This is a genomic window from Pseudomonas sp. Ma2-10 (assembly GCF_054330215.1).
On sequence record NZ_JBTEYL010000017.1, the window covers coordinates 88,739 to 111,498 of the forward strand.

General features: G+C 57.7%; 19 protein-coding genes and 4 pseudogenes. 7 read left to right on the plus strand and 16 right to left on the minus strand.

Annotated elements, in window-relative coordinates; all coding sequences use genetic code 11:
• Positions 1-57: 57 nt before the first annotated feature.
• Positions 58-1,032, plus strand: coding sequence for a hypothetical protein (locus tag ACXPVS_RS19350; RefSeq protein WP_458511362.1), 975 nt, complete (start codon positions 58-60; stop codon positions 1,030-1,032).
• A gap of 150 nt (positions 1,033-1,182) precedes the next feature.
• Entirely contained in the window at positions 1,183-1,950 is a 768-nt protein-coding gene (locus ACXPVS_RS19355; RefSeq protein ID WP_458511363.1) for a sulfite exporter TauE/SafE family protein, read from the plus strand.
• A gap of 80 nt (positions 1,951-2,030) precedes the next feature.
• On the opposite strand, the gene ACXPVS_RS19360 is transcribed toward ACXPVS_RS19355, so the two are convergent.
• From ACXPVS_RS19360 to ACXPVS_RS19380, 5 genes are all read right to left on the minus strand, one after another.
• Positions 2,031-2,300 carry a hypothetical protein gene (locus ACXPVS_RS19360; protein ID WP_458511382.1) on the minus strand — a complete coding sequence of 90 codons (270 nt, stop codon included), beginning with the start codon at positions 2,298-2,300 and terminating at the stop codon, positions 2,031-2,033.
• Positions 2,301-2,320: 20 nt separating this feature from the next.
• On the minus strand, positions 2,321-2,854 hold the full coding sequence (locus tag ACXPVS_RS19365; protein ID WP_458511364.1) for a hypothetical protein: 534 nt from the start codon (positions 2,852-2,854) through the stop codon (positions 2,321-2,323).
• Positions 2,851-3,417 (minus strand): RNA polymerase sigma factor, encoded by a 567-nt coding sequence (locus tag ACXPVS_RS19370; protein ID WP_458511365.1) that lies wholly within the window; start codon positions 3,415-3,417, stop codon positions 2,851-2,853. The genes ACXPVS_RS19365 and ACXPVS_RS19370 overlap by 4 nt, the downstream gene beginning before the upstream one ends.
• Position 3,418: 1 nt before the next feature.
• Positions 3,419-5,128 (minus strand): vWA domain-containing protein, encoded by a 1,710-nt coding sequence (locus tag ACXPVS_RS19375; protein WP_458511366.1) that lies wholly within the window; start codon positions 5,126-5,128, stop codon positions 3,419-3,421.
• Positions 5,129-5,215: 87 nt separating this feature from the next.
• Complete coding sequence (locus ACXPVS_RS19380; protein WP_458511367.1) at positions 5,216-5,776, minus strand: YbhB/YbcL family Raf kinase inhibitor-like protein; 561 nt, start codon at positions 5,774-5,776, stop codon at positions 5,216-5,218.
• 139 nt (positions 5,777-5,915) lie between these two features.
• Between ACXPVS_RS19380 and ACXPVS_RS19385 the strand changes: the two genes are divergently transcribed.
• Entirely contained in the window at positions 5,916-7,445 is a 1,530-nt protein-coding gene (locus ACXPVS_RS19385; RefSeq protein ID WP_458511368.1) for an FAD-dependent oxidoreductase, read from the plus strand.
• A gap of 1,032 nt (positions 7,446-8,477) precedes the next feature.
• Here ACXPVS_RS19385 and ACXPVS_RS19390 read toward each other — a convergent pair.
• From ACXPVS_RS19390 to ACXPVS_RS19415, 6 genes and pseudogenes are all read right to left on the minus strand, one after another.
• Positions 8,478-8,978, minus strand: a pseudogene (locus ACXPVS_RS19390) (hypothetical protein); the annotation flags it as partial.
• Positions 8,975-9,466, minus strand: coding sequence for a hypothetical protein (locus ACXPVS_RS19395; protein WP_458511369.1), 492 nt, complete (start codon positions 9,464-9,466; stop codon positions 8,975-8,977). The gene ACXPVS_RS19395 and the pseudogene ACXPVS_RS19390, both read right to left, overlap by 4 nt.
• Positions 9,467-9,717: 251 nt before the next feature.
• A complete protein-coding gene (locus tag ACXPVS_RS19400; protein WP_458511370.1) occupies positions 9,718-11,223 on the minus strand; it encodes a YdgA family protein in 1,506 nt (501 codons plus the stop codon).
• Between the two features lie 252 nt (positions 11,224-11,475).
• Positions 11,476-12,114 (minus strand): NADH:ubiquinone oxidoreductase subunit N, encoded by a 639-nt coding sequence (locus tag ACXPVS_RS19405; RefSeq protein WP_458511371.1) that lies wholly within the window; start codon positions 12,112-12,114, stop codon positions 11,476-11,478.
• A gap of 82 nt (positions 12,115-12,196) precedes the next feature.
• Positions 12,197-12,889 (minus strand): annotated as a pseudogene (locus tag ACXPVS_RS19410) (TolC family protein); the annotation flags it as partial.
• Positions 12,890-12,951: 62 nt separating this feature from the next.
• A pseudogene (locus ACXPVS_RS19415) lies at positions 12,952-13,071 on the minus strand (MarR family transcriptional regulator); the annotation flags it as partial.
• Between the two features lie 195 nt (positions 13,072-13,266).
• Between ACXPVS_RS19415 and ACXPVS_RS19420 the strand changes: the two are divergent.
• A pseudogene (locus tag ACXPVS_RS19420) lies at positions 13,267-13,329 on the plus strand (antitoxin of toxin-antitoxin stability system); the annotation flags it as partial.
• Positions 13,330-13,456: 127 nt separating this feature from the next.
• On the opposite strand, the gene ACXPVS_RS19425 reads toward ACXPVS_RS19420, so the two are convergent.
• Together ACXPVS_RS19425 and ACXPVS_RS19430 are read right to left on the minus strand one after the other, a co-directional pair.
• The gene (locus ACXPVS_RS19425; protein ID WP_458511372.1) at positions 13,457-13,702 is read right to left on the minus strand and encodes a DUF2789 domain-containing protein; all 246 of its coding nucleotides are present in this window, start codon (positions 13,700-13,702) and stop codon (positions 13,457-13,459) included.
• Between the two features lie 54 nt (positions 13,703-13,756).
• The gene (locus ACXPVS_RS19430) at positions 13,757-14,218 is read right to left on the minus strand and encodes an aminoacyl-tRNA deacylase (RefSeq protein ID WP_458511373.1); all 462 of its coding nucleotides are present in this window, start codon (positions 14,216-14,218) and stop codon (positions 13,757-13,759) included.
• A gap of 198 nt (positions 14,219-14,416) precedes the next feature.
• Between ACXPVS_RS19430 and ACXPVS_RS19435 the strand changes: the two genes are divergently transcribed.
• Positions 14,417-14,947 (plus strand): NfeD family protein, encoded by a 531-nt coding sequence (locus ACXPVS_RS19435; RefSeq protein WP_458511374.1) that lies wholly within the window; start codon positions 14,417-14,419, stop codon positions 14,945-14,947.
• 2 nt (positions 14,948-14,949) lie between these two features.
• Positions 14,950-15,708, plus strand: coding sequence for a slipin family protein (locus ACXPVS_RS19440; RefSeq protein ID WP_458511375.1), 759 nt, complete (start codon positions 14,950-14,952; stop codon positions 15,706-15,708).
• Between the two features lie 97 nt (positions 15,709-15,805).
• Here the strand turns inward: ACXPVS_RS19440 and ACXPVS_RS19445 are convergent, their stop codons facing one another.
• Genes ACXPVS_RS19445 through ACXPVS_RS19455 form a run of 3 tightly spaced genes read right to left on the minus strand, consistent with a single transcriptional unit; the run spans position 15,806 to position 20,716 of the window.
• Positions 15,806-17,173 carry an HlyD family type I secretion periplasmic adaptor subunit gene (locus ACXPVS_RS19445; protein WP_458511376.1) on the minus strand — a complete coding sequence of 456 codons (1,368 nt, stop codon included), beginning with the start codon at positions 17,171-17,173 and terminating at the stop codon, positions 15,806-15,808.
• Positions 17,163-19,319 (minus strand): type I secretion system permease/ATPase, encoded by a 2,157-nt coding sequence (locus tag ACXPVS_RS19450; protein ID WP_458511377.1) that lies wholly within the window; start codon positions 19,317-19,319, stop codon positions 17,163-17,165. Before ACXPVS_RS19450 ends, ACXPVS_RS19445 begins: the two co-directional genes overlap by 11 nt.
• Positions 19,320-19,363: 44 nt before the next feature.
• Positions 19,364-20,716, minus strand: coding sequence for a TolC family outer membrane protein (locus tag ACXPVS_RS19455; RefSeq protein ID WP_458511378.1), 1,353 nt, complete (start codon positions 20,714-20,716; stop codon positions 19,364-19,366).
• A 358-nt stretch (positions 20,717-21,074) separates the two neighbouring features.
• On the opposite strand from ACXPVS_RS19455, the gene ACXPVS_RS19460 reads away from it, so the two are divergent.
• The coding region (locus ACXPVS_RS19460) for a retention module-containing protein (protein ID WP_458511379.1) at positions 21,075-22,760 on the plus strand (1,686 nt) is incomplete at its 3' end.

Sequence of the window (22,760 nt, forward strand, 5' to 3'; positions counted from 1 at the left end):
TCATTCAGTGCATTTCAACTAGATAATCCGACCCGTCTTTATGGAGAAAGGCAAATCATGAACTCAGCATCGTCGCAAATTCGTTACGAAGCGTTTGAGTACAAGTCCATGCAAGCGTTTGGTGAGATTTTTATTGAAGCGCTACCCAAGCACATACGGAATTTAAAGATCCCCGGTCGGGTTATATTTGAAAATGACCGGAGACCGCCTGTATTAGCACATATCACGCAAATATCCGAACTTCAGGATGCGATGTTTGAAGTGCTTAATCATCCGATTACGCAAGAAGCTCAGTTCCATAGTGAACATGCCTTTCGAGTTCTTTTGGAAAAACCAACGGTAGACTCGGCTGTGCTGAAATTTTTTAATGGGTGGAATGAAACCCATAAAACTACCGGCTTGGTCTCGGCTAAAATCATCATGCGGCTATCAGCAGATGCGATCTCTGTGCCTGCCGAAAAACTAGTTGGCTATCACCACGTCATGGCGCATATGCATGAAGTCGCGAAGGATGATTTTGGGCTTGGCCATCCAGGCCACGATGGTATGTACGGCTACATGACCGCAGCGTTTGGCGCCACGGCGTGGGTTGAAGATAAATATAAAATACGCGAATGTAACGAATTTTCAGAGTTTCTGTACAACACCGGTGTAGCAGAACATAAGGCGGCTTTGAGTTCAGCCGAGCATAAACACTCAATCATGGAGGCGATGATGGTTTCTATCGCTTCAGAGATTTGGAATGGTCGGGAGTACAACTTCATTGCCCAATACATAGAGGACACGTTACTCACCCTTAATCCTTCTCTGAGAACGAACGCTCAGAGTTTGCGTAACGCTAAAGGATATGTCATGGGACATTCTGGCGAAGTGGAAAACAAGCATGGCTTGCATGCTTTAGCCGCAGCACAAGCATTTGCTCGAACGGCCGATATAACTTTCAAGTTGGGTCGACTGAAAGGGATTATGCTCAATTACAATGAACGAGTAGGAAACGCTTTTGCAGCTATGCACCAAGCCCTGACCTCATAGAGCCCGGTTCTATAGCCAGAGGGATATACCGATTATCTTTCTTCAAACGAGCCATAGGCTAATCGGTATAACTCGAAAAACGTAGAGTTCAAACCAAGAGGAGTGTCATGGTTTTCTGTGGGAAATTCAAGTTACAAAAGGATCCATTATATGGATCTTGAACACACTTTGATCGCGCTAGGTTTTTTTGCCTTTTGCGGCGGCTTGATAGATGCTGCCGTCGGTGGTGGCGGGCTTGTACAACTGCCGGCACTTTTACATGCCCTCCCTCAGCAAAGTCTAGCTACTGTTTTTGGGACTAATAAATTGGCTGTTTTGGCGGGAAATTTATCTTCCATATTCAGCTATGTAAAGCGAATAAAAATCATATGGAAGTTAATGCTTCCCACCATGCTTTCCGCATTTGTATTTGCCTTTATTGGTGCCTTCTCAGTATCTATCGTGCCAAAAAAACTGATGGAGTTTGTTGTTTTTTTCATCCTCATAGCCATGGCTATTTATACTTTCACGGAAAAAAAATTAGGCTTGGTGGCGTCAGATAAACATTACGGTTCAAAGGAGATTATATTAGGGGTTTTTTTGGGTGGCCTCATTGGTTTCTATGATGGTGTCTTTGGACCTGGCAGCGGTAGCCTTCTGCTTTTTATATTTGTCAAAATTTTTGGCTTCGATTTTTTAAACGCATCAGCCTCTGCAAAACTGGTTAATTTGGGTACGTTTAGCGCAGCGCTTATATTTTTTGTTCCGTCTGGCAACGTCTTATGGACTATCGGCGGTGTAGTTGCTCTGTGCAATATGGCAGGTTCTCTCACCGGTGTTTTCTTGGCACTCCGTTACGGAAGTGGCTTTATCAGGATATTTTTCCTGATTCTGCTTGTATTTTTGATAGGCAGAATGGGGTTGTCTCTATTTTCGTAGGGGATAAGCTCAAGCTTTAGTCCCTGCCTCCAGTTCAACCGCACAACTGCGCCTGAAAAAAAACCGCCGAAGCGGTTCTTTTATTCAGTGGTCCAATCAAACTCGTCGTACTCATCATCGTCTTCTTCATCCTCGATAAACTCATCATCAAGAACGTCGTCCTCAAACGCTTCTTCTGCCTGCTTCGCCAGCAGAAACTCCTTACGACTCTCAGTAACAGCTCGCCGTAATTCCTGTCCCTTCAGTGGACAGTTGAGCATTTGGGCGATGCGGTCGATTTTTTTCGCCATGGCTTCCTCCAACGCATCGGCTATGGGCCGATAGTGCGCGCTTTCGGGCGCCGATGCCAAATTGACCACCGCAATGCCCTTCAGTTTTTCTGTAGCTCCTTGAGTCGAGCCGTGAGGTTTTCGTCAGGAAAGCGCTTGTGCAATGTCTTCAACAGCGCATCGGCGGCTTGCGTCTGTCCGGTCTTTTGCAGGCGCATCACTTCACCCAATTGGTCTTCCAGGGTTTTCGTCGGTGCTGCTGCGCGCTTGCTGACCTTGGCTTCATCGGCCATTTCGGCATTGATCGATTCGCTCTGCGCGGGGGCGAATATCGCACCGGCCGGTGCAGACGCTTTAGGTGCAGGCGCGAAGTCGTAACTCGACGGTTGCTTCTCCGTGCGTTGCACCAGCGCCAGCATCAGAGCCACGCCGACGAGGCTGGCAAATGCGACCTGCCAACGGGGTTTCTGGCAAGCCTGAACCCAGCGTTTCCACAGACTTGGTTTGCGCGCAGGGACTTCACGGTGTGCGGCAGCCAGGAGGAATGCGTCGAGATGAGCCGGTGGTTCGCTGGTCGCGTGTTCACGATAGTGCTTCAACACTTCGTCTTCTGGCGTAGGACGGGCGTCAGTCATGTCAGTACCTCCTCGGCCAGCAGCCGACGCAGTTTTTGCTGGGCGTAGCGCAAGCGGCTTTTGACGGTTTCCAGCGGTGTTTCAGTGAGGGTGGCGATCTGCGGCAAGTCGAGATCGCCGTGGGCGCGCAGCAGGAACACTTCGCGCTGGTCAGCGGGCAGGTTTTGCAGGGCTGCGTCGAGGCGCTGATTGTCGCGGCTCAGGCTCAGCCGTTGTTCGGGATCAGCCGCGTCATCGCTCAGCGCGTGGATCTGTTCGTCATAGCTGTCGTGCAAGGGGGTGTGGATTCCGTGTTTGCGCCAGTGATCGATCAGTCGATTGCGGGCAATCTGGTAGAGCCAGGTACGAAAATTCGCACGGCCTTGTGGCTGACTGGTGCTGCGGATCAGGCTCAGCCAGGTGTCCTGGTAAACCTCTTCGGCCAACTCGGGCTTGCCGCTCAGGCCAAGCAGGAATCGGTAGAGCCCTTGGCGGTGACGGGCGTACAAAATCTCGAACGCCGGCCCGTCGCCTACGCGATAACGGGCCAGCAGCGATGCGTCGCTCGATTCAGGAGCAGACATTTCAGTTGTAGCCTCCTTTAAGTGGCTCACTATTGGATGCGGTCGTGGGTCGCAGACTTTGCGCCAACTCCACCAATTGCACGAACTCTGCCCGCAGACCCAATCGATCTTCGCCCCGCGCACCGCGCGCTAAAGCTTCGGTGTCTTTCAGGCTGAAATCGCCGGTATATCGCCCGCCCTTGAGCTGCTGGGAAAACGCCGCCACGGCCGCTGCAAATCGCAGGTCTTCACTGGCTGGCGCAGCACTGTCAGTGATCGGCCGCTCGATCAAGCGACTGTTCCCACCTTCGGGCAACTGATATCGCACGCGCAGTATGGCCATTTCCCCAGATTTCCCGGAAGCAACTGCCCCGGAATTGCCGTAGCGCAACGGCTCCAACCAGCCCTTCTCACCCTTCGGCACAATTTCGTACAACGCCGTCACCGTATGTCCTGCGCCGATTTCACCGGCATCGACCTTGTCGTTACTGAAATCCTCACGCTTCAACGCACGATTTTCATACCCCAACAGCCGATATTCACTGACCTGCGCCGGGTTGAACTCCACTTGCAGCTTCACGTTTTTCGCCACGACCGCGAGGGTCGAGCCGAGTTGATCCACCAGCACCTTGCGCGCCTCGCGCAGGTTGTCGATGTAGGCATAGTTGCCGTCGCCGGCATCGGCCAACTGTTCCATCAGGTGTTCATTGTAGTTATCCACACCAAAACCCAATGTGGTCAGAGAAACGCCTGTCTTGCGTTTATCCACCGCCATTTGCTTGAGGCTGTCGAAGTCACTGCTGCCGACGTTGAAGTCACCGTCGGTGGCCAGCAGGATGCGGTTGATGCCCTTGGGAATAAACGCCTGCTGCGCCATTTGATAGGCCAGTTCGATGCCTGACGCCCCGGCGGTGGAGCCGCCGGCGGTCAATTGATCGATGGCGGTACGAATTTTCGCTTTGTCGCGCCCGGAGGTCGGTTCCAGCACCACACGCGAATCACCGGCATAGACGACCAACGAAACCCTGTCCTGCTCGCGCAATTGATCGACCAGCAATTTCAGAGTGCTTTTGACCAACGGCAACCCCTCGCGTCGGTCCATCGAGCCGGACACGTCCACCAGAAACACCAGGTTCGCCGGGGCCAACTCCGCGACCGCGCGGTCCGAGGCCTTGATGCCGATACGCAGCAATCGGGTATGCGGGTTCCACGGCGACGTCGCCAGCTCTGTGGTTACGCCGAAGGGCGAGCCATCGGTGGGCAATGCGTAATCGTAGGGAAAGTAATTGACCATTTCCTCCAGTCGCACCGCACCGTCCGGTGGCAAGCGCCCTTGATTGAGCAAGCGGCGGACGTTGGCGTAAGCGCCGGTATCGACGTCGGCGCTGAACGTCGAGACGGGCGCGTCGACCACACTGTGAATCGGATTATCCGCCAGCGCTTGATACTGCTCGCGTTGCGCATCCCGATATCCATTCGCAGATGCCTCGCCCGCGGACATCGGTGCATAGCTCGCTGTCGGTGCGGGGCGAACGCTGCGCTTGGCCGTCGAGGTGTCCGCCATGACAGCCTCGCTGCGCACCAGCATTTGCGCCGGCCGCGCACCTTGAGCCGGTGGCGGAGCCGAGGCGGAATCAGGCTTGGATGAAACACCGCAACCGGCAATGGCCAGCAGCAACCCGGCGGCGAAACCCTGGGCGGCCGGGCGGAGGAAATGCAGAGGGAGGGACATGGGGGCTGACCTCAGGAGGAAATTGATCCGTTCATCCTCTGAGACGGACAACTCCGTCGATCCGGGTTAAGCCCCCTGAAAAAAACTTCAGCGGTGATAACGCCGTACCACACTGCTGTTTTTCAACACATGGCCTTTGATTTTTTCCAGTAGCTGCGCGCGTGTCAGGCCGGTGGGCAAAGCTTCCGGCGCCAGGTCCAGGGCGTAGAGCTGGATGATGTAGTGGTGCGCGCTGTCGCCGACCGGCGGGCAAGGACCGACATAACCGGTGGTGCCTTTGCTGTTGGTACCACCGACACCTTCTAGGGCGGATTTTGCGCCGACACCGGCGGCAATCTGATGCGTCGTGGCTTTGATGCCGTAATGCACCCAGTGATCGACACCTTGGCCCCTTTGACCGTCAGGATCGTGCATGACAATGGCATAGCTCAACGTACCCGCCGGCCTGGCGTTCCAGTTCAGTGCCGGTGATGCGTTATGCCCGCCACAACCCGGGGCATCGCTAGCGGCAGCTACCGTGAACAGTCGGTTATCCGAAACACCTGGGATGTTCAGGGTAAAACGCTCCTGGGCCTGCGCCGAAACTTGCACGCAAAGGGCGACTGCAACGGCCGCCAGCCAAGGGTTCAGAGAGGTCAATCGGGTCATACCGGAGCACCTTGTGCGGGTGGGGCCGTCGTCGGCGTGCAAACTATAGCCGGACCGTTCATTCGGTGGCAGAGGGAATTGGCTGAACCTCCAGATAAGCGCCAAACTCTTAAGTGAAACGCTTTCCTGGAGAGTGATCATGGCACTGCACCGCGTTGCCCGCTTCGCCGATGTGTCCGAAACCCGGGGCCTTGAAGTCCGGATCGCGGACACGAAAATTGTCTTGCTGCGGGTAGGCGATCATCTACGCGCCTTTCAGGGCGAATGCCCCCATGCCGGGGCGCCGCTGGCCGACGGTGCGCTGTGCCACGGACGTTTGATCTGCCCATGGCACAAGGCTGCGTATCGGATCGAGGACGGCGCACTGTGCGAACCGCCGGCCCTGGACAGCCTCAAGCGCTATCCGCTGGAAGTGCGCGATGACGAGGTCTGGGTCGACGATCAGCCGATGTCCCACGCTCATACCCCACCGGCGGACGACGATCGAACGTTTGTGATCATCGGTGCCGGCGCCGCAGGCACGGCGTGCGCGGCAGCGTTGCGCGAAAAGGGCTTCGGTGGCCGGGTGCTGTTGATCGACCGTGAAACCGACGCCGGGTACGACCGCACGGTCTTGAGCAAATTCGTGATTGCCGGGGAGATGCCGCCGGAAGAAGTTGCGCCGCTGCGTGATGAACACTTTTACCGCGAACAGCGCATTGAGCGAATAAACGCTGAAGTGACAAGCCTGGACGCCACGAACAAGACGTTGCGCCTGGCTGATGGTCAGTCGCTGAGCTACGACGCTGCCTTGCTCGCCACCGGAGGCACACCCAATCCGCTGACGCTGCCTGGCGCCGATCTGCCGCAGGTGTTCGTGTTGCGTTCGAAGGATCAAGCGCAGCGGATTCTGGGCTCGGCAAAACCAGGCCAACGGGCGGTGATCATCGGTGACAGCTTTATTGCCATGGAATCCGCGTCCTCCCTGCGTCAATACGGCCTGGATGTCACCGTTCTGGCCCGTCACGCAGTGCCTTTTGCCAAACAGTTTGGCGATGCCGTCGGCAAGGCGATTCGTGCCCTGCACGAGGCCAACGGCGTGGTGTTTCATACAGATGGCAACGCAACGCACATCGAAGGAACCGCCAAAGTCGACGCGGTGCGCCTGGACAACGGTCAACGTTTACCGGCGGATCTGGTGTTGGTCGGCATTGGTATCAGCCCGGCAACCGGTGCATTTACCGGCCTTCCCCTGGAAAAGGACCTGTCGCTGAAGGTCGACGGCGGGATGCGCGTGACCGATGGGCTTTGGGCCGCCGGCGATATCGCGACCTTCCCGCTCAATGGCCAGCCCCAACGGATCGAACATTGGCGCCTGGCACAGCAACAGGCACGGATCGCTGCGATGAACATGCTCGGCGGCGACGAGCATTACCTCGACGTGCCTTATTTCTGGACCTGGCACTTCGGAAAAAACTACGACTACCTTGGCCACGCCGCGACCTGGGATGAGGTCGAGTTCAAAGGCGACCCCGACCATCCGCCCTTTATCGGCCTGTTCAGCAAGGAGGGAGTGGTGGTCGCGGCGCTGGCTTGCGATGAAGAACGAGCGATGGCGATGCTCGCCGAACGGATGAAACAGCCGTTGCCGGTGGATGAGGCGTGGCGGCTGGTTCGGGACGTTGGCTAAACGCTATGTTCACAAACAGGCTGGAATCCTGATCATGTATTAGCTGCAAATGCGGGCAACAAACCTGCCTTTACGCGTCCCTTGCGGATAAATAGAGCGCGTTGCCTTGTCCAGGTGACCACCCTGACGCACAAAACTGACCGCTTCGTTATTACGACGACTGCGCATCCAGGTGATCCATTGCAACAGTTCAGAGTGCCCCAACGCTTCGATCAACAATAAAAACTGCTGACGCCAGCGTGTACTGCCGCCCATGCCCAGCCCTGAGTGCCGTTTAAGGTCCTGGATACTTTGACCATCCATCACCCCTTTCACGAAATCGACCCAGAGCTCGGGTCGAATCATCCCGACCAGCGGTGTCCCGGACAAAATGGAGAAGCAGGTCACGCAGGGATCGCACTTGAATTTCGGACGAACGCCTTTAATTCGATAGGTCCGCGTTCCCCCGCACCTGGGGCATATCGCGTGCTGTGCATTGAGCGTCGTCTCAATCCAAGTGATGACCGCTTGCTGTTGCGCCGCGATGTGCTCGGGTGCTTGCAGGTTTTCCCGGTAATGGCGTGTCGTCCACCACTGATGCAACTGCGGACACTCCTCAGCCATCACCTCCCCGACCGCCTGCCCCCAGTTGAAGTAGACCTTTGGAGTCACTACCAAGCTAGACGCTATCTGGACGCTGGACCAACCGGCCAGCAGGTACACCGCAAACGTTGACCACAAATCCATCCGATGCATGTTCGCAAAGGGTGAATCGCTCAAACTATTGCAGCTCTTGCGACAGGAACCGCAGTGGTAACTCGGGAGCCGTTGTCGGGCCGAATGATTTTTGAGATTCACGTTGGTATTGCCACACCAGGGGCAGTACTTCACTCGCCGATGCGGCAATTCGTGCAGATAGCGGATCAAACGATCGGCGTCGGGGCGCAGGTTCACCGGGAGGCACACGTCGTAGTCCGGTAGATCGCCGTGTCCGGGGATTGGGAGTGAGGGAAGTTGGGGCATTACAGTTCCGGGGAGCGTTTGGCCCACTGTTGGACCAATCTCCATGTAACTGCGCATGCACTCCCACAACGCCATCGCCGTGGTGCCGCCTCCACAGTTGAAGCCTAGGGAGAAATGCTTGTTGTCGTCCTTAGCCAGCGGATCTGGATTTTCGAAACCGATGATCAGCAAACCCATTGTGGCTTTACCGGCTTGGCTGACCGACGACTGCTGGGTGGCGGCGGCGGTCACAGTTTCCCAGGGGACGATCCAGTACTCGCCGTCGTCGCGGGGTACGCAGACTTCTCGGCGCTGGCGATTGAAGCGCACGGGGAGAGGGACTGCGCGAAAGAGGCCTTGGACCAACAAAAAATCGGGATAACCATGATGCAAGCCCCCAACACCAATAATATCGAGAAACACATCGTTTTTGCGCCAGATGATATTGAGCACATCAGAGGGTTTTCTACCCGTGGGCATCGGCAACGGCGCCAGGTAGTCATTGCGCGAAAATATCCTTTTTTTCGTGGTGCCTGCCGGTGACGTGCTCATGTTTTGTCCTTGGGTTGCAGGTAAATAGCGCCGGGGAGTTCCTCGCCGAGCGGATAACTCGGCACACGATCCAGTTGAGGCATCGGGTCGGCCTGCAGCTCTATCACACCAGTTGAGTCATTCAGGGTAAAGGCAAGCCCTCGCTCGCCGCCGATAAAGGGGCCGCTCAAGCGTAAGCCCTGACCTTCCTTGAACGGTATCCACTGACAGACGCTGCTGGACAGCCAATGAGGTGTCATATCTCGCCAAGGACGAGGTGGCTTGAAGTTACTGGTCCGGCTGTTTTTGATCAGATGGCGGTAGCCTTGGGTATCCTCCGGGTCACCGACCATGCTCAGTTCCAGGTAGACACTGCCGGGCTCGGCTCCTGGCAAGTCGATGGTCAGGGCATTGATGGAGCTGACGAAAGCGAGGCCTGAAGGGCCATTACCAGCGGTCGACTCCGAGCTGCTTAGCGCGACGTGCGCCGTATTGGCCGACCGGAACATACGCTTTTCCTTAAGCAGAGAGGAAATGAAGCACGATGTCCAAACCGTCCATGGTCTGTGCACGCGAAATTGGCGGGCACGTTAGCAACGGGGAGAAAGGATTAATGTCGGAAGGGTCTTCGAATACAGTCAGACCTTTCCGTTCTTCAGAAAATTGGGCGTCACTCCTTGTCCCGCGTCAAACGCCAGACAACAAAACGCCCGGCGTCTGCATTGCGCAGAGGCCGGGCGTCGGTCTGTAAGCCCTGGTTTTACTCGACAGCGACATTCCCACCGAGTTTGCTCATGACAAACCCGACAAACTCTTCGACGGTCATCTTCTGGCCGTTGAGTTCCACCTGATTACTGGCGTAGTGCAGTGTGGCGACGATGTTGTTGCCTTCCAGTTTTGCCAACTGCGTGCCGACTGCCATGCTGCCAAACATGTCCGCGGTGGCGGTGGCCTGATCGGCGATAAGTTTGGCGTCGGTCTGACCGTCGATTTGCGACTGGACGCTCAGCAGGTCAACGAGCATTGGCTTGGAGATTTGCACGTTGACGTCCAGCAGCGCGATCAGTTGTTGGGTCAGTTGGTCGGGCGGCAGGTCCATGGATTGTGGCTTGGTCAGGTCGAGCACCAGGTTGGCGCGGCTTTCGCCATTGGGGGTGTTGAACGACAGATTCTCCAGGGCGACCTGCGGGCCGGCCGCCAGCAGTTTCTCCAGTCCGGATTTGACCTGCGCCTCTTCGGCCGGGGTCAGGATCAGCTCTGGAGCCGGTTCACCCGCAGCGATGGCCTCAGCGGCGGCTCTCTCGTACGGTTGCAGTTTGGTCTGGTAAATCTGCATCAACGACATTGTTGCCGGGATATCGAGGTTCTTCAGGCTCATAGCCATCTGCGCAGAGCCGACCGTCTTGCCGTTCAAAGACACTTCACCCACCTTGTAATCGGCACGCCCAGAAGCACTGGTGCCGGACTCCTCGGTCTGGTTCTTCATTTCAAATTTCTTGATACCCAAGACCGACTGCTTGGCGCCGAAGGTAGTCTTGCTATCGGTCAGTTCGACGATGTTCTCGCCGGTGTAGTAGCCGTAGGTGCTTTTTGTCAGGTTGCTGGCCAGGGTCAGACCGTTCAGTTCGACCTTCACCGGCGTCTGATCTTCAGCCACGGTGCTCAGTGTCAGGCTGTCCATGTAGCCGTTGACCTTGACCTTCTGCGCTTGAGCGCTGGCGGCGACATCGAGGTTCAGCCCGGAAAATTTCAGGCTGGACGTGTCGTCAAGCGCCACGTCCAGCGGCAGCAATTGGAGGGTACTGTTGGTGGCATTGTCGTAACCGATGTTGACCACGCCCGTGAGTGGGGACGTGTCCTTGGCAGCGGCGAACCATTTCTCGGTGGTCGGAGTTCTTTCCAGTTCGTAGTGACTGGTGGCCAGGACCGGCAGCCACTTCAGCGACATCAGGCGTGAAAACGGCAGCGGACCATGCTCGATGCTATCGACGAACAGCAACTCTACCGGTGCTTCACCGAACATCTCGCCTTCGCCCTTGAGGCGGTAGTGCGCGGTGCTGCTGAACACATGGCGCTCCAGCGACACCAGTTCCAGGGACGCGGTGCCGTTGGAACCGACCAGCGCGGCTTGCAGCTCTTTGTTGGCGTCGGCGATCGAGGTGTTCAGCACACCTTCGAGTTTGGTCCCGGTGTACCAGGCACCGCCGGCGCTGATCGCCCCGATAACGACAATAATTCCTAGAAGCACGCCTGCTGATTTATTCATGAATGACCCGATCAATGTCCGTTGTTGAAGGTGTGGTCGTCTTCCCTGAACCCGACGGGTTACGGTCACGACTGCGTTAAAAGTGCGATGGAGGTTAGCATCAGGCGCACCGGGCGACCCAATGATTAAAGGTTAAAGAGTGTCTATGGAATGTCACTGCTTGTGGACAACTCACAGGAGGCGAGAGTTTCGGCGGGCATGAGATCGCCATCACGAGCAAGCTCGCGATGGTGTCAGTCCTGCAAACACAGATCAGGAATACTGAACCTCGATCTCATCAAGTTGATGATCAAAGCTCTTGAGCCGTGCGGTCCATGTATAGACCAGCACTTCGAAGTCGCGATTGATCACCGCCGTGCCGCTTGGAGATTCCGAGCGCGGGTCGCAGAAGTCCAGTTGATAACGTTCGCGCGCCATGGCGGTAGCGACATCGGAGAGTTCCCTGGCGTTATTGAGCCAGTGCCAGCCCTCCTCGGACAATTGCTTGTCCAGCGCCTGACATTGTTTTTTCAGGGTTTCGAGGCTTTTTTCCAGCGGTGTACCGGTCAGTTCGCCCATGACTTCCTGGAACGTACGCCCCGGTTGCCAGTAACTGCCCCAGAAATACCGATCGAACACCGTTTCAACACGGCGCAGCGCGACCTTGGTGTCCCAGATCAGCACCAGGGTCTTGCCTTGTTCGAGCTGTCTTTTTTTGATGCGCTGACCCTGGACCGAAGCCCAGGCCACTACCACGATTGCCATTACGGCAATCAGTGCCGCAGCACTGTCGAGGAACACCAGTGCCTTGTCGATCTGGTGGGCCAGCATGATGCCGTAGAAATAGGTGGTCGACAGCAACACCAATGCCGCAATAGCGCACCAGAAGCCAGGAGCATAAGGGTTTTTCATTATTTGAATCCCCATGACCAACGCGAGCCTTGACTGATGAGTTCGACGCGCGACCTCATCAAATCAAAGCATAGCAACGGCCTCAGGGTTTGCCGGAGTTCGTGCCTTGCGTTCGTCCGCTTTCCCAGCCGCCACCCAATGCCAGGAACAAATCGATCTGACTCATGGCAACCTGCGTGCTGGCGGCAGCCAGTTGCGCCGATTGCTCGGCGTCGCCCAATGCGTCGCGTCGTTGCAGCAACGCAGAGTACTGGGCCAGGCCGGTTTGGGTTTCGCCGATGGCGTTGAGCACTACGCCATCGAAATGCGCCAGCGCGCCTTGGGTCGTTGCTTCGGCCTCACGGACTCGCGCCCGGGAGCCGTTGGACGGCACGGTCCAGGTCAGCAACGGCCCGAAGCCCCAGCGATTGGTCGCCGGTTTGCCGAGGTTTTCCAGGATGCCGACGGTACCGATGGTCGCGCCGATGCTGATGTCCGGGTACAACTCGCCAGTAGCGATGCCGATGCCGGCAGTCGCGGCAGCCAGTCGTCGCTCGGCCTGCCGCACATCGGGACGGCGTTTGAGTAAGGTGGCGCCGTCACCGACCGGCAACAATTGCGCAATCTTTGGCAGCTCCGCGCAGCGATCGGTGCCGGCCGGCAGTTGATCCACAGGTTTGGCCAGCAGCATCGACAACCGGAACAACCCCGCCTGACGCGCCGCCTCATAACGCGGCATATCGGCGCGCAAGGATTTGAATTGGGTTTGTGAGCGGGTGACCTGGGTTTCATCGCCAATGATCGACACCGTGGCGGTACGCCCGGCGATCATGCGGAAATCCGCCGGCACCTCATCGAACGCCCAATCATCAACAACGGGACAGCGCAGGCTTCGGAGATTCCATAGTTGACCAGCGTGGTCTGGCAGATCTTCCGCCAATGCCTGGCGGCCACCACCATGGAGCTGCTGATGTTCATCTGGAGAGCGTCGAGGGTCTTCGGCACGAGGGGATACACACTGTTAGTTTGCTAACTATCAATATGACATTTGAGGGGAAAGTCGGTCAAGTTTTGAAACAATTTGGCGGTCATCTGTCGCGAGGAGCTTGCTTGGATCAGACTCGGTAATGACGATGTCTATACTTCGCCAGTATTTCAATCGAGGATGCAGCTATGTCCAAACAAGCCGTTTTTACAATGAAACTTGAACCTGAACTGCGCGAGCAGTTCGCGGCCAGGCGTGCACAGGCAGCCAAAAAAGGATGAAGATAATCTGGACGCCTGCAGCTGCACAGGATCGTACGGCATCTGAATACTCGCCCTAGTCCATACATCCCGACAGTGGCCACCAAACAGTTGATATTTACACCCCTCGCCCCTTCCTCATCAGCACATCCAGTTGATCCACCACCTCCGCCCAATCGGCGTCATCCAGAATCTCGTCACGCAAGAAATCCGCCTGGCTCTTGGTCCAGAAGAACGCATCCGCCAGGTGCAATTCGGGTTTGAGCGGTGAATGGGTGGCGATGAATTTATCGATGCTTTCGGCGTCATCAGGCAGGCCGAGTTGTTTGAACAGGGAGGGGAGGCTGTGGGTTGGGGATTCCATGTCGGGCTCCTTTTTTATGGCACATGATTGGCGGTGTAACTGACGCCGCAAAAGCTACTGACTCAACTCGCACACTTCAGCATGCGGCACCATTTTGAGGAATTGCGGCACGCTCATGTGTATCAGGTTGTTGTGGTTACCAGCCTCCAGGTAGATGTCTTTTTGCCGGGTCAGCAGTGGGTCGATGACCACGTCCAGGCCATAGGATTCGCCCAACGCAGGCACGGCGCCGCGTTCGCAGTCGGTGAACAGATACGCCAGGGTGCTTTCCCGGGTGATCTGCCATTCGCCACTGCCGCGTACTTTGCTCAGGTCCAGGTGACGACTCGCCGGCAACACAGCCATCAGGAAATGACCGTGGTGGTCGTCGAGGATCACCGATTTGGCCACCCGCTCGGCAGGAATACCCGCGACCCGCGCCGTTTCAAGGCTGCTGGCCGAATGCGGATGGGTGACGACGTCAAATTCGCAGTGAGCCTTATTGAGGCTTTCCTGCACAGTTTTTGCCATACGCATGATGCACCTCGGAGTCCGCAATAGCGTTTCGCGGACGATGGTTAAACCCTTTCTCTCCACTAAAAGTCTAGGCCCGCTGGCGCAATCGCGCGGGAAATCTGCCCGCCGGAACAACGTCAACAACTGATCAAAATTCGTACAATCAAGAGCTCAGCTAGACTGTATGAAGAACCATCAATGACTCTCCCGGAGGGTCACGTGAGCACTCGTTGTTGTGCAGTAGCGCTGCTGTTGGCCTTGAGCGGATCAGTATTCGCCGCGGACGCCGTCGTCCTGCTGGCGCCCAACCCCATCGGGATCTGGTTGATCACGTTCGGCATCGCGTTTTTGATCGCCGAGGCCGCCCTGCCCAATTACGGGGTAATCGGCCTGGGTGGCATTGTGATGTTTGTAATCGGTGCAGTGATTCTGACCAACACCGAGTTGCCTGTTCCGTTGATGATCGGCCTGGGACTGATCAGTGCTCTGTTGCTGATTTTCCTGCTGATCCACGCCCTGAAAACCCGACCTCGCGAAAACGTCAGTGGCGATGCAGGACTGGTTGGCAGCGTGACCCCGGTGATGTCGCTGGCCGGCAACGCCTGCAACGGTTGGGTGCACCTGCAAGGAGAGAAGTGGCAAGTACTCAGTGCCACGCCGCTGCAACCCGGGCAAAGGGTCCGGGTGGTGGCACGCAAGGGATTATTGCTGGAAGTGGCCGCGGCTGACGCGGCGCCGGGTGGAGAATAACCATGAGCCTGCAACTGGGTTTTGTCGCGCTGCTGTTACTGCTGATTGCACTGGCGGGGTCGACCTTGCGCATCCTGCGCGAATACGAGCGCGGGGTAGTGTTCCAGCTCGGGCGCTTCTGGCAGGTCAAAGGCCCTGGCCTGATCCTGCTGATTCCGGTGGTGCAGCAAATGGTTCGCGTTGACTTGCGCACGGTGGTCCTCGACGTGCCTGAGCAAGATGTAATCACTCGCGACAACGTGTCGGTCAAGGTCAACGCCGTGCTGTATTTCCGCGTCCTCGATCCGCAGAAAGCGATTATTCAGGTCGAAGACTTTCTCATGGCCACCAGCCAATTGGCTCAGACCACGTTGCGGGCGGTGCTCGGTAAACATGAGCTCGATGAACTGCTCGCCGAGCGTGAGCGGTTGAACATCGACATCCAGCAAGTGCTCGACGCCCAGACCGATGCGTGGGGCATCAAGGTCGCCAATGTCGAGATCAAACACGTGGACCTCAACGAATCGATGGTCCGCGCCATCGCCAAACAGGCCGAAGCCGAGCGGGAACGCCGGGCCAAGGTGATCCATGCCGAGGGCGAATTGCAGGCGTCGGAAAAGCTCATGCAAGCCGCCGAAATGCTCGGACGCCAGCCTGGGGCAATGCAACTGCGGTATATGCAGACATTGAGTGCGATTGCCGGGGACAAGACGTCGACGATTGTCTTTCCGCTGCCGATTGAATTACTCAAGGGAATGGCGGATTTGTCGTCCAAGCCCTGACCTTTCCTACAGACACCACCACCGGCAGAATCAAATCGGAATCAGGCAAGGCAAACATCGCCGCATGGAAACCCGGAGGGTCTTCGCTCAGTCAGGCTTATCGCTCGTGCAACGCTTCGGCGCGGGCGCGAATAATCGGCTTGAGCAGATAACTGAGAACGGTCTTCTTACCGGTAATGATATCCACCGAAGCCACCATCCCAGGGATGATCAGCAATGGCTTCTCATCCGTCCCCAAGTGGCTGCGATCAGTGCGCAGTTTGATGATGTAGTAAGTGGCTTTCTTGTCTTCATCGGTAATGGTGTCAGCACCGATCTGCTCAAGTTTGGCCTTCATCCCACCATAAATGGTGTAGTCATACGCCGTGAACTTCACCGTCGCTTCCTGCCCCGGATGCAGGAAGGCAATGTCTTGCGGGCGAATCTTCGCTTCTACCAGCAAGGTGTCATCCAGAGGCACGATTTCCACCAGATCGCTGCCCGGCTGGATTACGCCGCCAATGGTATTGACCAGCAACTTGTTAACAATGCCGCGTACCGGCGAGGTGACCAGCGTCCGGCTGACCCGGTCTTCCAGCGCCTTGCCAGTGGCCCGGGCCTTGTTCAGATCAGTGCGTGCTTCATTGAGTTGAGTCAGCGCTTCGCTACGGAATCTGCCGCGAGTCTCGTCGATCTTGCGTTGCACTTCCTTGATCGCTGATTGAGCGCGAGGAATGGCCAGGGTAGTCGCGTCCAGTTGTCCGAGCGTTTCAACCTCGGCGCGCTTGAGTCGCAACACTTCAACCGGCGATACCGCGCCTTGGGCCACCAACGGCTCGGACATGTTGATTTCCTGACGCTGCAACGCGAGACCGTTGCGGTACTGCGACTGCTTGGAGGTGAATTCGCGCAGCTCTTGCTGACGCTGGATAAACTGTTCCTCCAAACCGCCAATTTCATCGTGCAACTGCTGACGGCGGCTGATGTACAGCGACTCTTCGCTGGCCGCCTGACCGGGTACGGCCTTCAGCACATCGGCGGGGAAGTTTAGCGGGCGGTCGTCGACTTCTGCGCTCAAGCGTTCGACTCGCAGTAGCATCGACAGCCGATCAGCTTCGGTTTCGCCGACGTTGGAGGCGAATCGCGTGTCGTCCAGGCGAATCAGCGGTGCGCCGGCCTCGACGATCTGCCCTTCGGTCACGAACAACTCGGAGACAATGCCGCCCTCGAGGTTCTGGATTTTCTGGATCTTGGACGACGGAATCGCCTTGCCGTCGCCCTTGGTGACTTCGTCGATCACGGCGAAGTTGGCCCAGAGCAACAGGAACACGAAGAAGCCGATGATCGCCCAGATGGTCAGCCGCACCACGCGCGGGGCGTCTTCGATCAGCGCTTTGTTGACCTCGGGAAGTGGCTGCCCATGCAGCGACTCGGAGCCTTTGAAATAACGGCCGATCGAATTCTTGAAGCCCGACTTAAGCAACACTGATCTGCCCCTTCTTCAACGCTTCCATCACGGCGGCTTTCGGCCCGTCGGCGAGTATCTGCCCGCGGTCGATGACGATCAGACGATCCACCAGCGACAACAGCGAAGCCCGGTGCGTCACCAGCACCACGGTTTTGTTTTCAACCACCGCCGCGAGGCGTTGCTTGAGGCGTTCTTCGCCGGTGTTGTCCATGGCGCTGGTCGGTTCGTCGAGCAGCAGGATCGGCGGGTTGAGCAGCAACGCACGTGCCAGGGCAACGTTTTGGCGCTGACCGCCAGACAGGTTCTGCCCACGCTCGCCGACTTGCAGCTCATAACCTTGCGGGTGCAGACGGGCGAATTCGTGGACGCCGGCCAACTCGGCAGCTTGCAGCACCATCTCGTCTTCGACATAGCGCGCGCCCGACACGAGGTTGTCGCGCAAAGTCCCGGCGAGCAATTGGATGTCCTGAGCCACGTAGCCAATGTTGTGGCGCAATTCGCTGACGTCGATCTGACGGATATCGACGCCATCCACCAAGAGGGCGCCGTCGTCCGGCTGGTAGAGGCCTACGAGCAGTTTGGCCAGGGAGCTTTTCCCCGAGCCGCTGCGCCCGATGATGCCGATTTTCTCGCCCGGCTTGATGATCAGGTTGATGTTCTTCAACGCCGCGTTCTGTTGGTTCGGGTAAGTGAAGTTCATCTGCCGGCATTCGATGGCGCCTTGCAGCACCTTGCGGCTCAGTGGGCGTTCCTCGAAGTTGCGCTCTTGCGGCAACTCCATCATCTGATCGACCGAGGTCATGGTCACCCGCGCTTGCTGGTAACGCGTCAGCAGGCCGGACAGCGAGGCCAGCGGGCTGAGCGCGCGACCGCTGAGCATGTAGCAGGCGATCAAACCGCCCATGCTCAGGTGACCGTCGATGATCTGGTACACGCCGAAAACGATCATGATCACCCCGGCCAGTTGCTGGATCAGCAAGGTGATGTTCATCGCCAGACCGGAAAGCATTTTCACCCGCAACTCGAGGCGGCTGAGGGTGCCGATGGTCTGCTCCCACTGATATTGGCGCTCGCTTTCGGCGTTGTTGACTTTCACGGCATCGAGGCCGGCGAGGGTTTCGATCAGGCTCGACTGTCGCTCGGCGCCCAGCGCCATGGTCCGCTCCATGGTCGCCGCCAGCGGCTTCTGCAGCGCATAGCCGATCAGCAGGGCAATCGGGAACGCCAACACCGGAATCCATACCAGATGCCCGCCGAGAATCGCGATAACCATGAAGATCAGCAGCGTAAACGGCAGGTCGATCAGGCTGGTGAGGGTCAGCGAAGCAAGGAAGTCTCGCAGGCTCTGAAACTCATGGATGTTCTGGGCGAAGCTGCCGACCCGTGCGGGGCGGTACTTCATGGCCATGCCGACGATGCGCTCGAACAATGTGGCCGAGATGATCAGGTCGGTCTTCTTCCCGGCCAGGTCCAGGCAGAGGCTGCGCAGGCTCTTGAGGATCAGGTCGAACAGGTAAGCCCCGGTGATGCCGATGGCCAATACCCACAGGGTCGATTCGGCCTGGTTCGGCACGACGCGGTCGTAGACGTTCATCACGAACAGCGGCGCGGCCATGGCAATGATGTTGATCAGGAAACTGGCGGCGATGGCGTCGGCATACAGCCAGCGGGACCGCTTGAGGGTGTCGCGAAACCACGAGCGCGCACGCGGGATCAGCGTGCCGTGATTGACGTCGAATTTGTGCTGGGGTTGGGCGAAGAACACTTTGCCGATGTAGTCATCGGCCAGCAGTTCGCGGCTGACGACACTTTCACCGCCATCGCTTTCGCTGAGCAGCAGGCGCGCCTGGTCTTCACCTTGCCAACCGAGCAAGACGGCACTGCGACCATCCTTTAGCAGCAACAGCGCCGGCATGGCAATCGCCGGGATCTGCTCCAGTTTGCGTACCAGCACCCGCCCTTGCAGGCCGGCACGAGCGGCCGCGCGGGGCAGCAACTCAACACTCAGGCGTTGCTTGGGCAACGGCAGGCCGGTGGTCAACATCGCGGCGCTGGCGGGCTTCTGATGCAGGGTGCAAAGAGCCAGCAAGCCGTCCAGTAATGGATCGTCGTGCAGCGCGCGCGGATCATGAATGAGTTGAACTCGACTGACTTCTGATTCCACGCGCGGCACACTCTTGGCTAACAATTGAACAATGAAGGTTCTGCTCAATTCATACCGGGCAATTGAACCTTAGGCTTCACGTCGTTCTGCACAACGGATGCCAACGGTGCGACCACTCCCTGGCTCTTGAGCAACTCGCCCATGGTCGCCTTGATTCGGTACTGAGTAAATAACTGAATGTTTTTGATCTCTGCCAGACGACGAGAAGCCGAGAACAGCTCGTTTTCACTGTCGAGCAGGTCGAGCAAGGTGCGCTCGCCGAGACCGAACTGCTTCTGATAGGCGGTGCGCACACGGGTGCTGTGATCGACATATTGCTGGGCGATCGGCACTTGGGCATTGGCGTTGTTCAAGGCATTCCAGGCCAGGCCCAGCTCTTCGTTCAACACGCGCAAAGCGTTGTTGCGAATATCCAGGGCCTGGTTGGACAGGTAGGACTTGGACTCCAGATCAGCCTTGTTGCTGCCGCCGGCATACAGATTGAAGCGCATGCGCAACATGGCCTGCCATTCATTGCTGTGACCGTTCTGGCCGTCGAGATCGTTGTCGGCAGTGCGACCCAATTCGGCATCGAAGCGCGGGTAGAACGTCGACTTGGCGGCTTCGTACTGTTTCTCGGCAGCGGCGATGTCGGATTCGGCGGAACGCAGGATCGGGCTGTTTTCCAGCATCTGCGTCCGGGCTTCATTCAGGTTGGCCGGCAACAACGCCATGAAATCGGAAGGACGCTCCAACTGATCGGGCATCTGGCCAACGGCGCTGAGGAAGTTGGTCTCGGCGTCAGCCAGGTTGGTCTGCTCGGTGATCAGGTTGTTGCGGGCCTGAGCCATGCGTGCTTCGGCCTGATCAAGGTCGGCGCCGCTGCCCACGCCGCGCTGGGTGCGCAGTTTGATCTGGTCGAAAATCCGTTCGTGGCTCTTCAGGTTATTGGTTGCCAGGCGCACGAACTCGCGGCGGGTCAGTACGTCGAGATAAACCTGAGCGACGGTGAGCGCGGTGCGTTCGGACGTGCCCAGCAAGGAGTAGGCGCGGGAATTAACAGTGGCTTGTTGACGCCCCACTTCACTGGAGGTCGCAAAACCGTCAAAAATCATTTGCGACAACCGCACGCTCGACTCGCTGCGATTCAGGGTTTCCCAGTGATTGTTGTTGCCAGCGGCACGCGTGGTGACATTGTCAGTGCCTTCACGCCCATAACCGCCCAGCAGATCGACCCGTGGGAGGTATCCCCCTTTTGCTGCCTTTAACTGATAATCCGCGGCCAATCGGCTGTTAACGCCTGCCTGGATTTCGGGATGGACATCCAGTGCCTGTTGCATGGCCTCCGGAAGGGATTGCGCCTGAACAAAACTGGCGGCAAGGACGAAGGGTAAAGCCGTGAGCAGGTGCAAACGCATTATTGGAGTTTCCCGCAATTGCTTGTCTTGAATCACTGCAGAACGTGCCGCTGCATCGGATGATGACAACCGGAATGACCGCGTGTCGGAAAGTTGGATTTTTGAACTGCATCACACTCTGTGAGGCAGGTCGGCACCAAAATATCAATGTGACATTACAGAGACGAGTGTTTAGGATGTCAGGCGCAAGGTCAATAGTTTGGCATAAAGTTTATAACGAAAAAATATGGTCAATTTATTGACGAATACCCGTGTCAAAATTGTGCCTTAATACCTTGAAAGTACGTCCAGACTGGATTGGCAAACACGCCCTCAAGTCCATGGAAGTCAACTGAATGCAACACCCGGAGAGTCTTCAATGAGCAGTGTTGTGGCCATCGTCAAAAGCATTGTCGGTCAGGTTTTCGCGGTGTCCCCAGAGGGCATCCGCCGCGTGCTCGTTGAAGGCGACCGCTTGTTTGTCGGCGATCAGGTAGACACAGGCATAGCAGGCGCCGTCACGCTCGAACTGGCTGACGGCCGGACCCTGGACCTGGGCCGCGACACTCAGTGGAGCGGCAGTGATCCGGATTCCAGCGCCGACCTGGCAGCAGCCACTGCGCAAGCCGCACCGTCGGTTGAAGAACTGCAGCAAGCCATCGCTGCCGGCGCTGACCCGACCACCGATCTTGAAGCCACCGCGGCCGGCCCGACAGCTGCCGGCACAGGCGGCGCGGCAGGTGGCGGCCACAGCTTCGTGATGCTGGATGCAACCGCTGGCCGGGTCGACCCGACCATTGGTTTCCCGACTGCGGGCATCGGCACTGCCGCGCTGGGCACCCAGAACACCGTCGGTGGCCAGACCACCAACACCACCGTCGTCAACGCCTCGACCCTGAGCCTGAGCGCCACTCCGACCATCACCGAAGCCGGTGGCGTGTTGGTTTACACCGCGACCCTGACTCGGGCACCGACCAGCGACCTGACCATTACTCTGTCCAACGGCTCGGTGATCGTGATTCAGGCCGGCCAGACCACCGGCACCGTCAACGTGCCGCTGGCGCCGAATGACACCGTTTACAACGACGCCACTCAGATCAGCGTAACCGTTACTGGCACCAGCGGCGGCGCCGGCATTGTGGTCACCACACCGACCGCGCCGGCCGTGACTCAGGTCACTGACACCATTGATACGACCACCGTCACCCTGACAGCGGGCAGCACCGTTACTGAAGGCGGCCAGATCACCTACACCGCGACGCTGACCAACCCGGCGCAGACCCCGGTTACCGTGACACTGTCCAACGGTTCGACCATCACCATCGACGCCGGCAAGTCCACGGGCACGGTGAACGTCGCGACGCCTGCCAACGACGTCTATAACAACGGCAGCACCGTCAGTACCACGATCACCGGCGCAACCGGTGGCAACTTCGAACAGCTGACGCCGAACCCGGCTCCCGCTGTAACGACCATTACTGATTCGATCGACAACACCGGCCTGAGCCTCACCGCCACCGGCACCGTCGTCGAAGGCGGTCAGATCACTTACACCGCGACCCTGACCAACCCGGCAGGCACGCCGATGACCGTGACCTTGAGCAATGGCTCGGTCATTACCATCGAAGCGGGCAAAACCACCGGCACCGTCACGATCAACACCCCGCCGAACGACGTTTACAACAACGGCAGCACAGTCAGCACAACGATCACTGGCACCACCGGCGGCAACTTCGAGCAACTGACTCCAAGCGCTGAGCCGGCACTGACGACTATCACCGACTCGAAAGACACTACCGGCCTGAGCCTATTGGCCTCGCCTGAAGTGGCTGAAGGCGGCTCGATCGTCTACACCGCCAACCTGACCAATGCTGCTGGTACACCAGTCACCGTGACATTGAGCAACGGCGCGGTAATCACCATCGCTGCCGGCGCCACCACCGGTTCCGTGACCGTTGCTGCTCCGGCCGATGACGTCTACAAAGATGCCGGCACTGTTCAGGCGACAATCACCAAAGCCACTGGCGGTAACTTCGAAAACCTGGTGCCAAGCACTGTTGCGGCG

What these genes read in the sequence shown, in the direction of transcription:
- ACXPVS_RS19380 (WP_458511367.1), bottom strand. Translation starts at nt 5,776, where the DNA reads ATGACCCGATTGACCTCTCTGAACCCTTGGCTGGCGGCCGTTGCAGTC.
- ACXPVS_RS19440 (WP_458511375.1), top strand. Translation starts at nt 14,950, where the DNA reads ATGAGCCTGCAACTGGGTTTTGTCGCGCTGCTGTTACTGCTGATTGCA.
- ACXPVS_RS19425 (WP_458511372.1), bottom strand. Translation starts at nt 13,702, where the DNA reads ATGGAATCCCCAACCCACAGCCTCCCCTCCCTGTTCAAACAACTCGGC.
- ACXPVS_RS19455 (WP_458511378.1), bottom strand. Translation starts at nt 20,716, where the DNA reads ATGCGTTTGCACCTGCTCACGGCTTTACCCTTCGTCCTTGCCGCCAGT.
- ACXPVS_RS19400 (WP_458511370.1), bottom strand. Translation starts at nt 11,223, where the DNA reads ATGAATAAATCAGCAGGCGTGCTTCTAGGAATTATTGTCGTTATCGGG.
- ACXPVS_RS19350 (WP_458511362.1), top strand. Translation starts at nt 58, where the DNA reads ATGAACTCAGCATCGTCGCAAATTCGTTACGAAGCGTTTGAGTACAAG.
- ACXPVS_RS19395 (WP_458511369.1), bottom strand. Translation starts at nt 9,466, where the DNA reads ATGTTCCGGTCGGCCAATACGGCGCACGTCGCGCTAAGCAGCTCGGAG.
- ACXPVS_RS19405 (WP_458511371.1), bottom strand. Translation starts at nt 12,114, where the DNA reads ATGAAAAACCCTTATGCTCCTGGCTTCTGGTGCGCTATTGCGGCATTG.
- ACXPVS_RS19430 (WP_458511373.1), bottom strand. Translation starts at nt 14,218, where the DNA reads ATGCGTATGGCAAAAACTGTGCAGGAAAGCCTCAATAAGGCTCACTGC.
- ACXPVS_RS19365 (WP_458511364.1), bottom strand. Translation starts at nt 2,854, where the DNA reads ATGACTGACGCCCGTCCTACGCCAGAAGACGAAGTGTTGAAGCACTAT.
- ACXPVS_RS19355 (WP_458511363.1), top strand. Translation starts at nt 1,183, where the DNA reads ATGGATCTTGAACACACTTTGATCGCGCTAGGTTTTTTTGCCTTTTGC.
- ACXPVS_RS19385 (WP_458511368.1), top strand. Translation starts at nt 5,916, where the DNA reads ATGGCACTGCACCGCGTTGCCCGCTTCGCCGATGTGTCCGAAACCCGG.
- ACXPVS_RS19375 (WP_458511366.1), bottom strand. Translation starts at nt 5,128, where the DNA reads ATGTCCCTCCCTCTGCATTTCCTCCGCCCGGCCGCCCAGGGTTTCGCC.
- ACXPVS_RS19370 (WP_458511365.1), bottom strand. Translation starts at nt 3,417, where the DNA reads ATGTCTGCTCCTGAATCGAGCGACGCATCGCTGCTGGCCCGTTATCGC.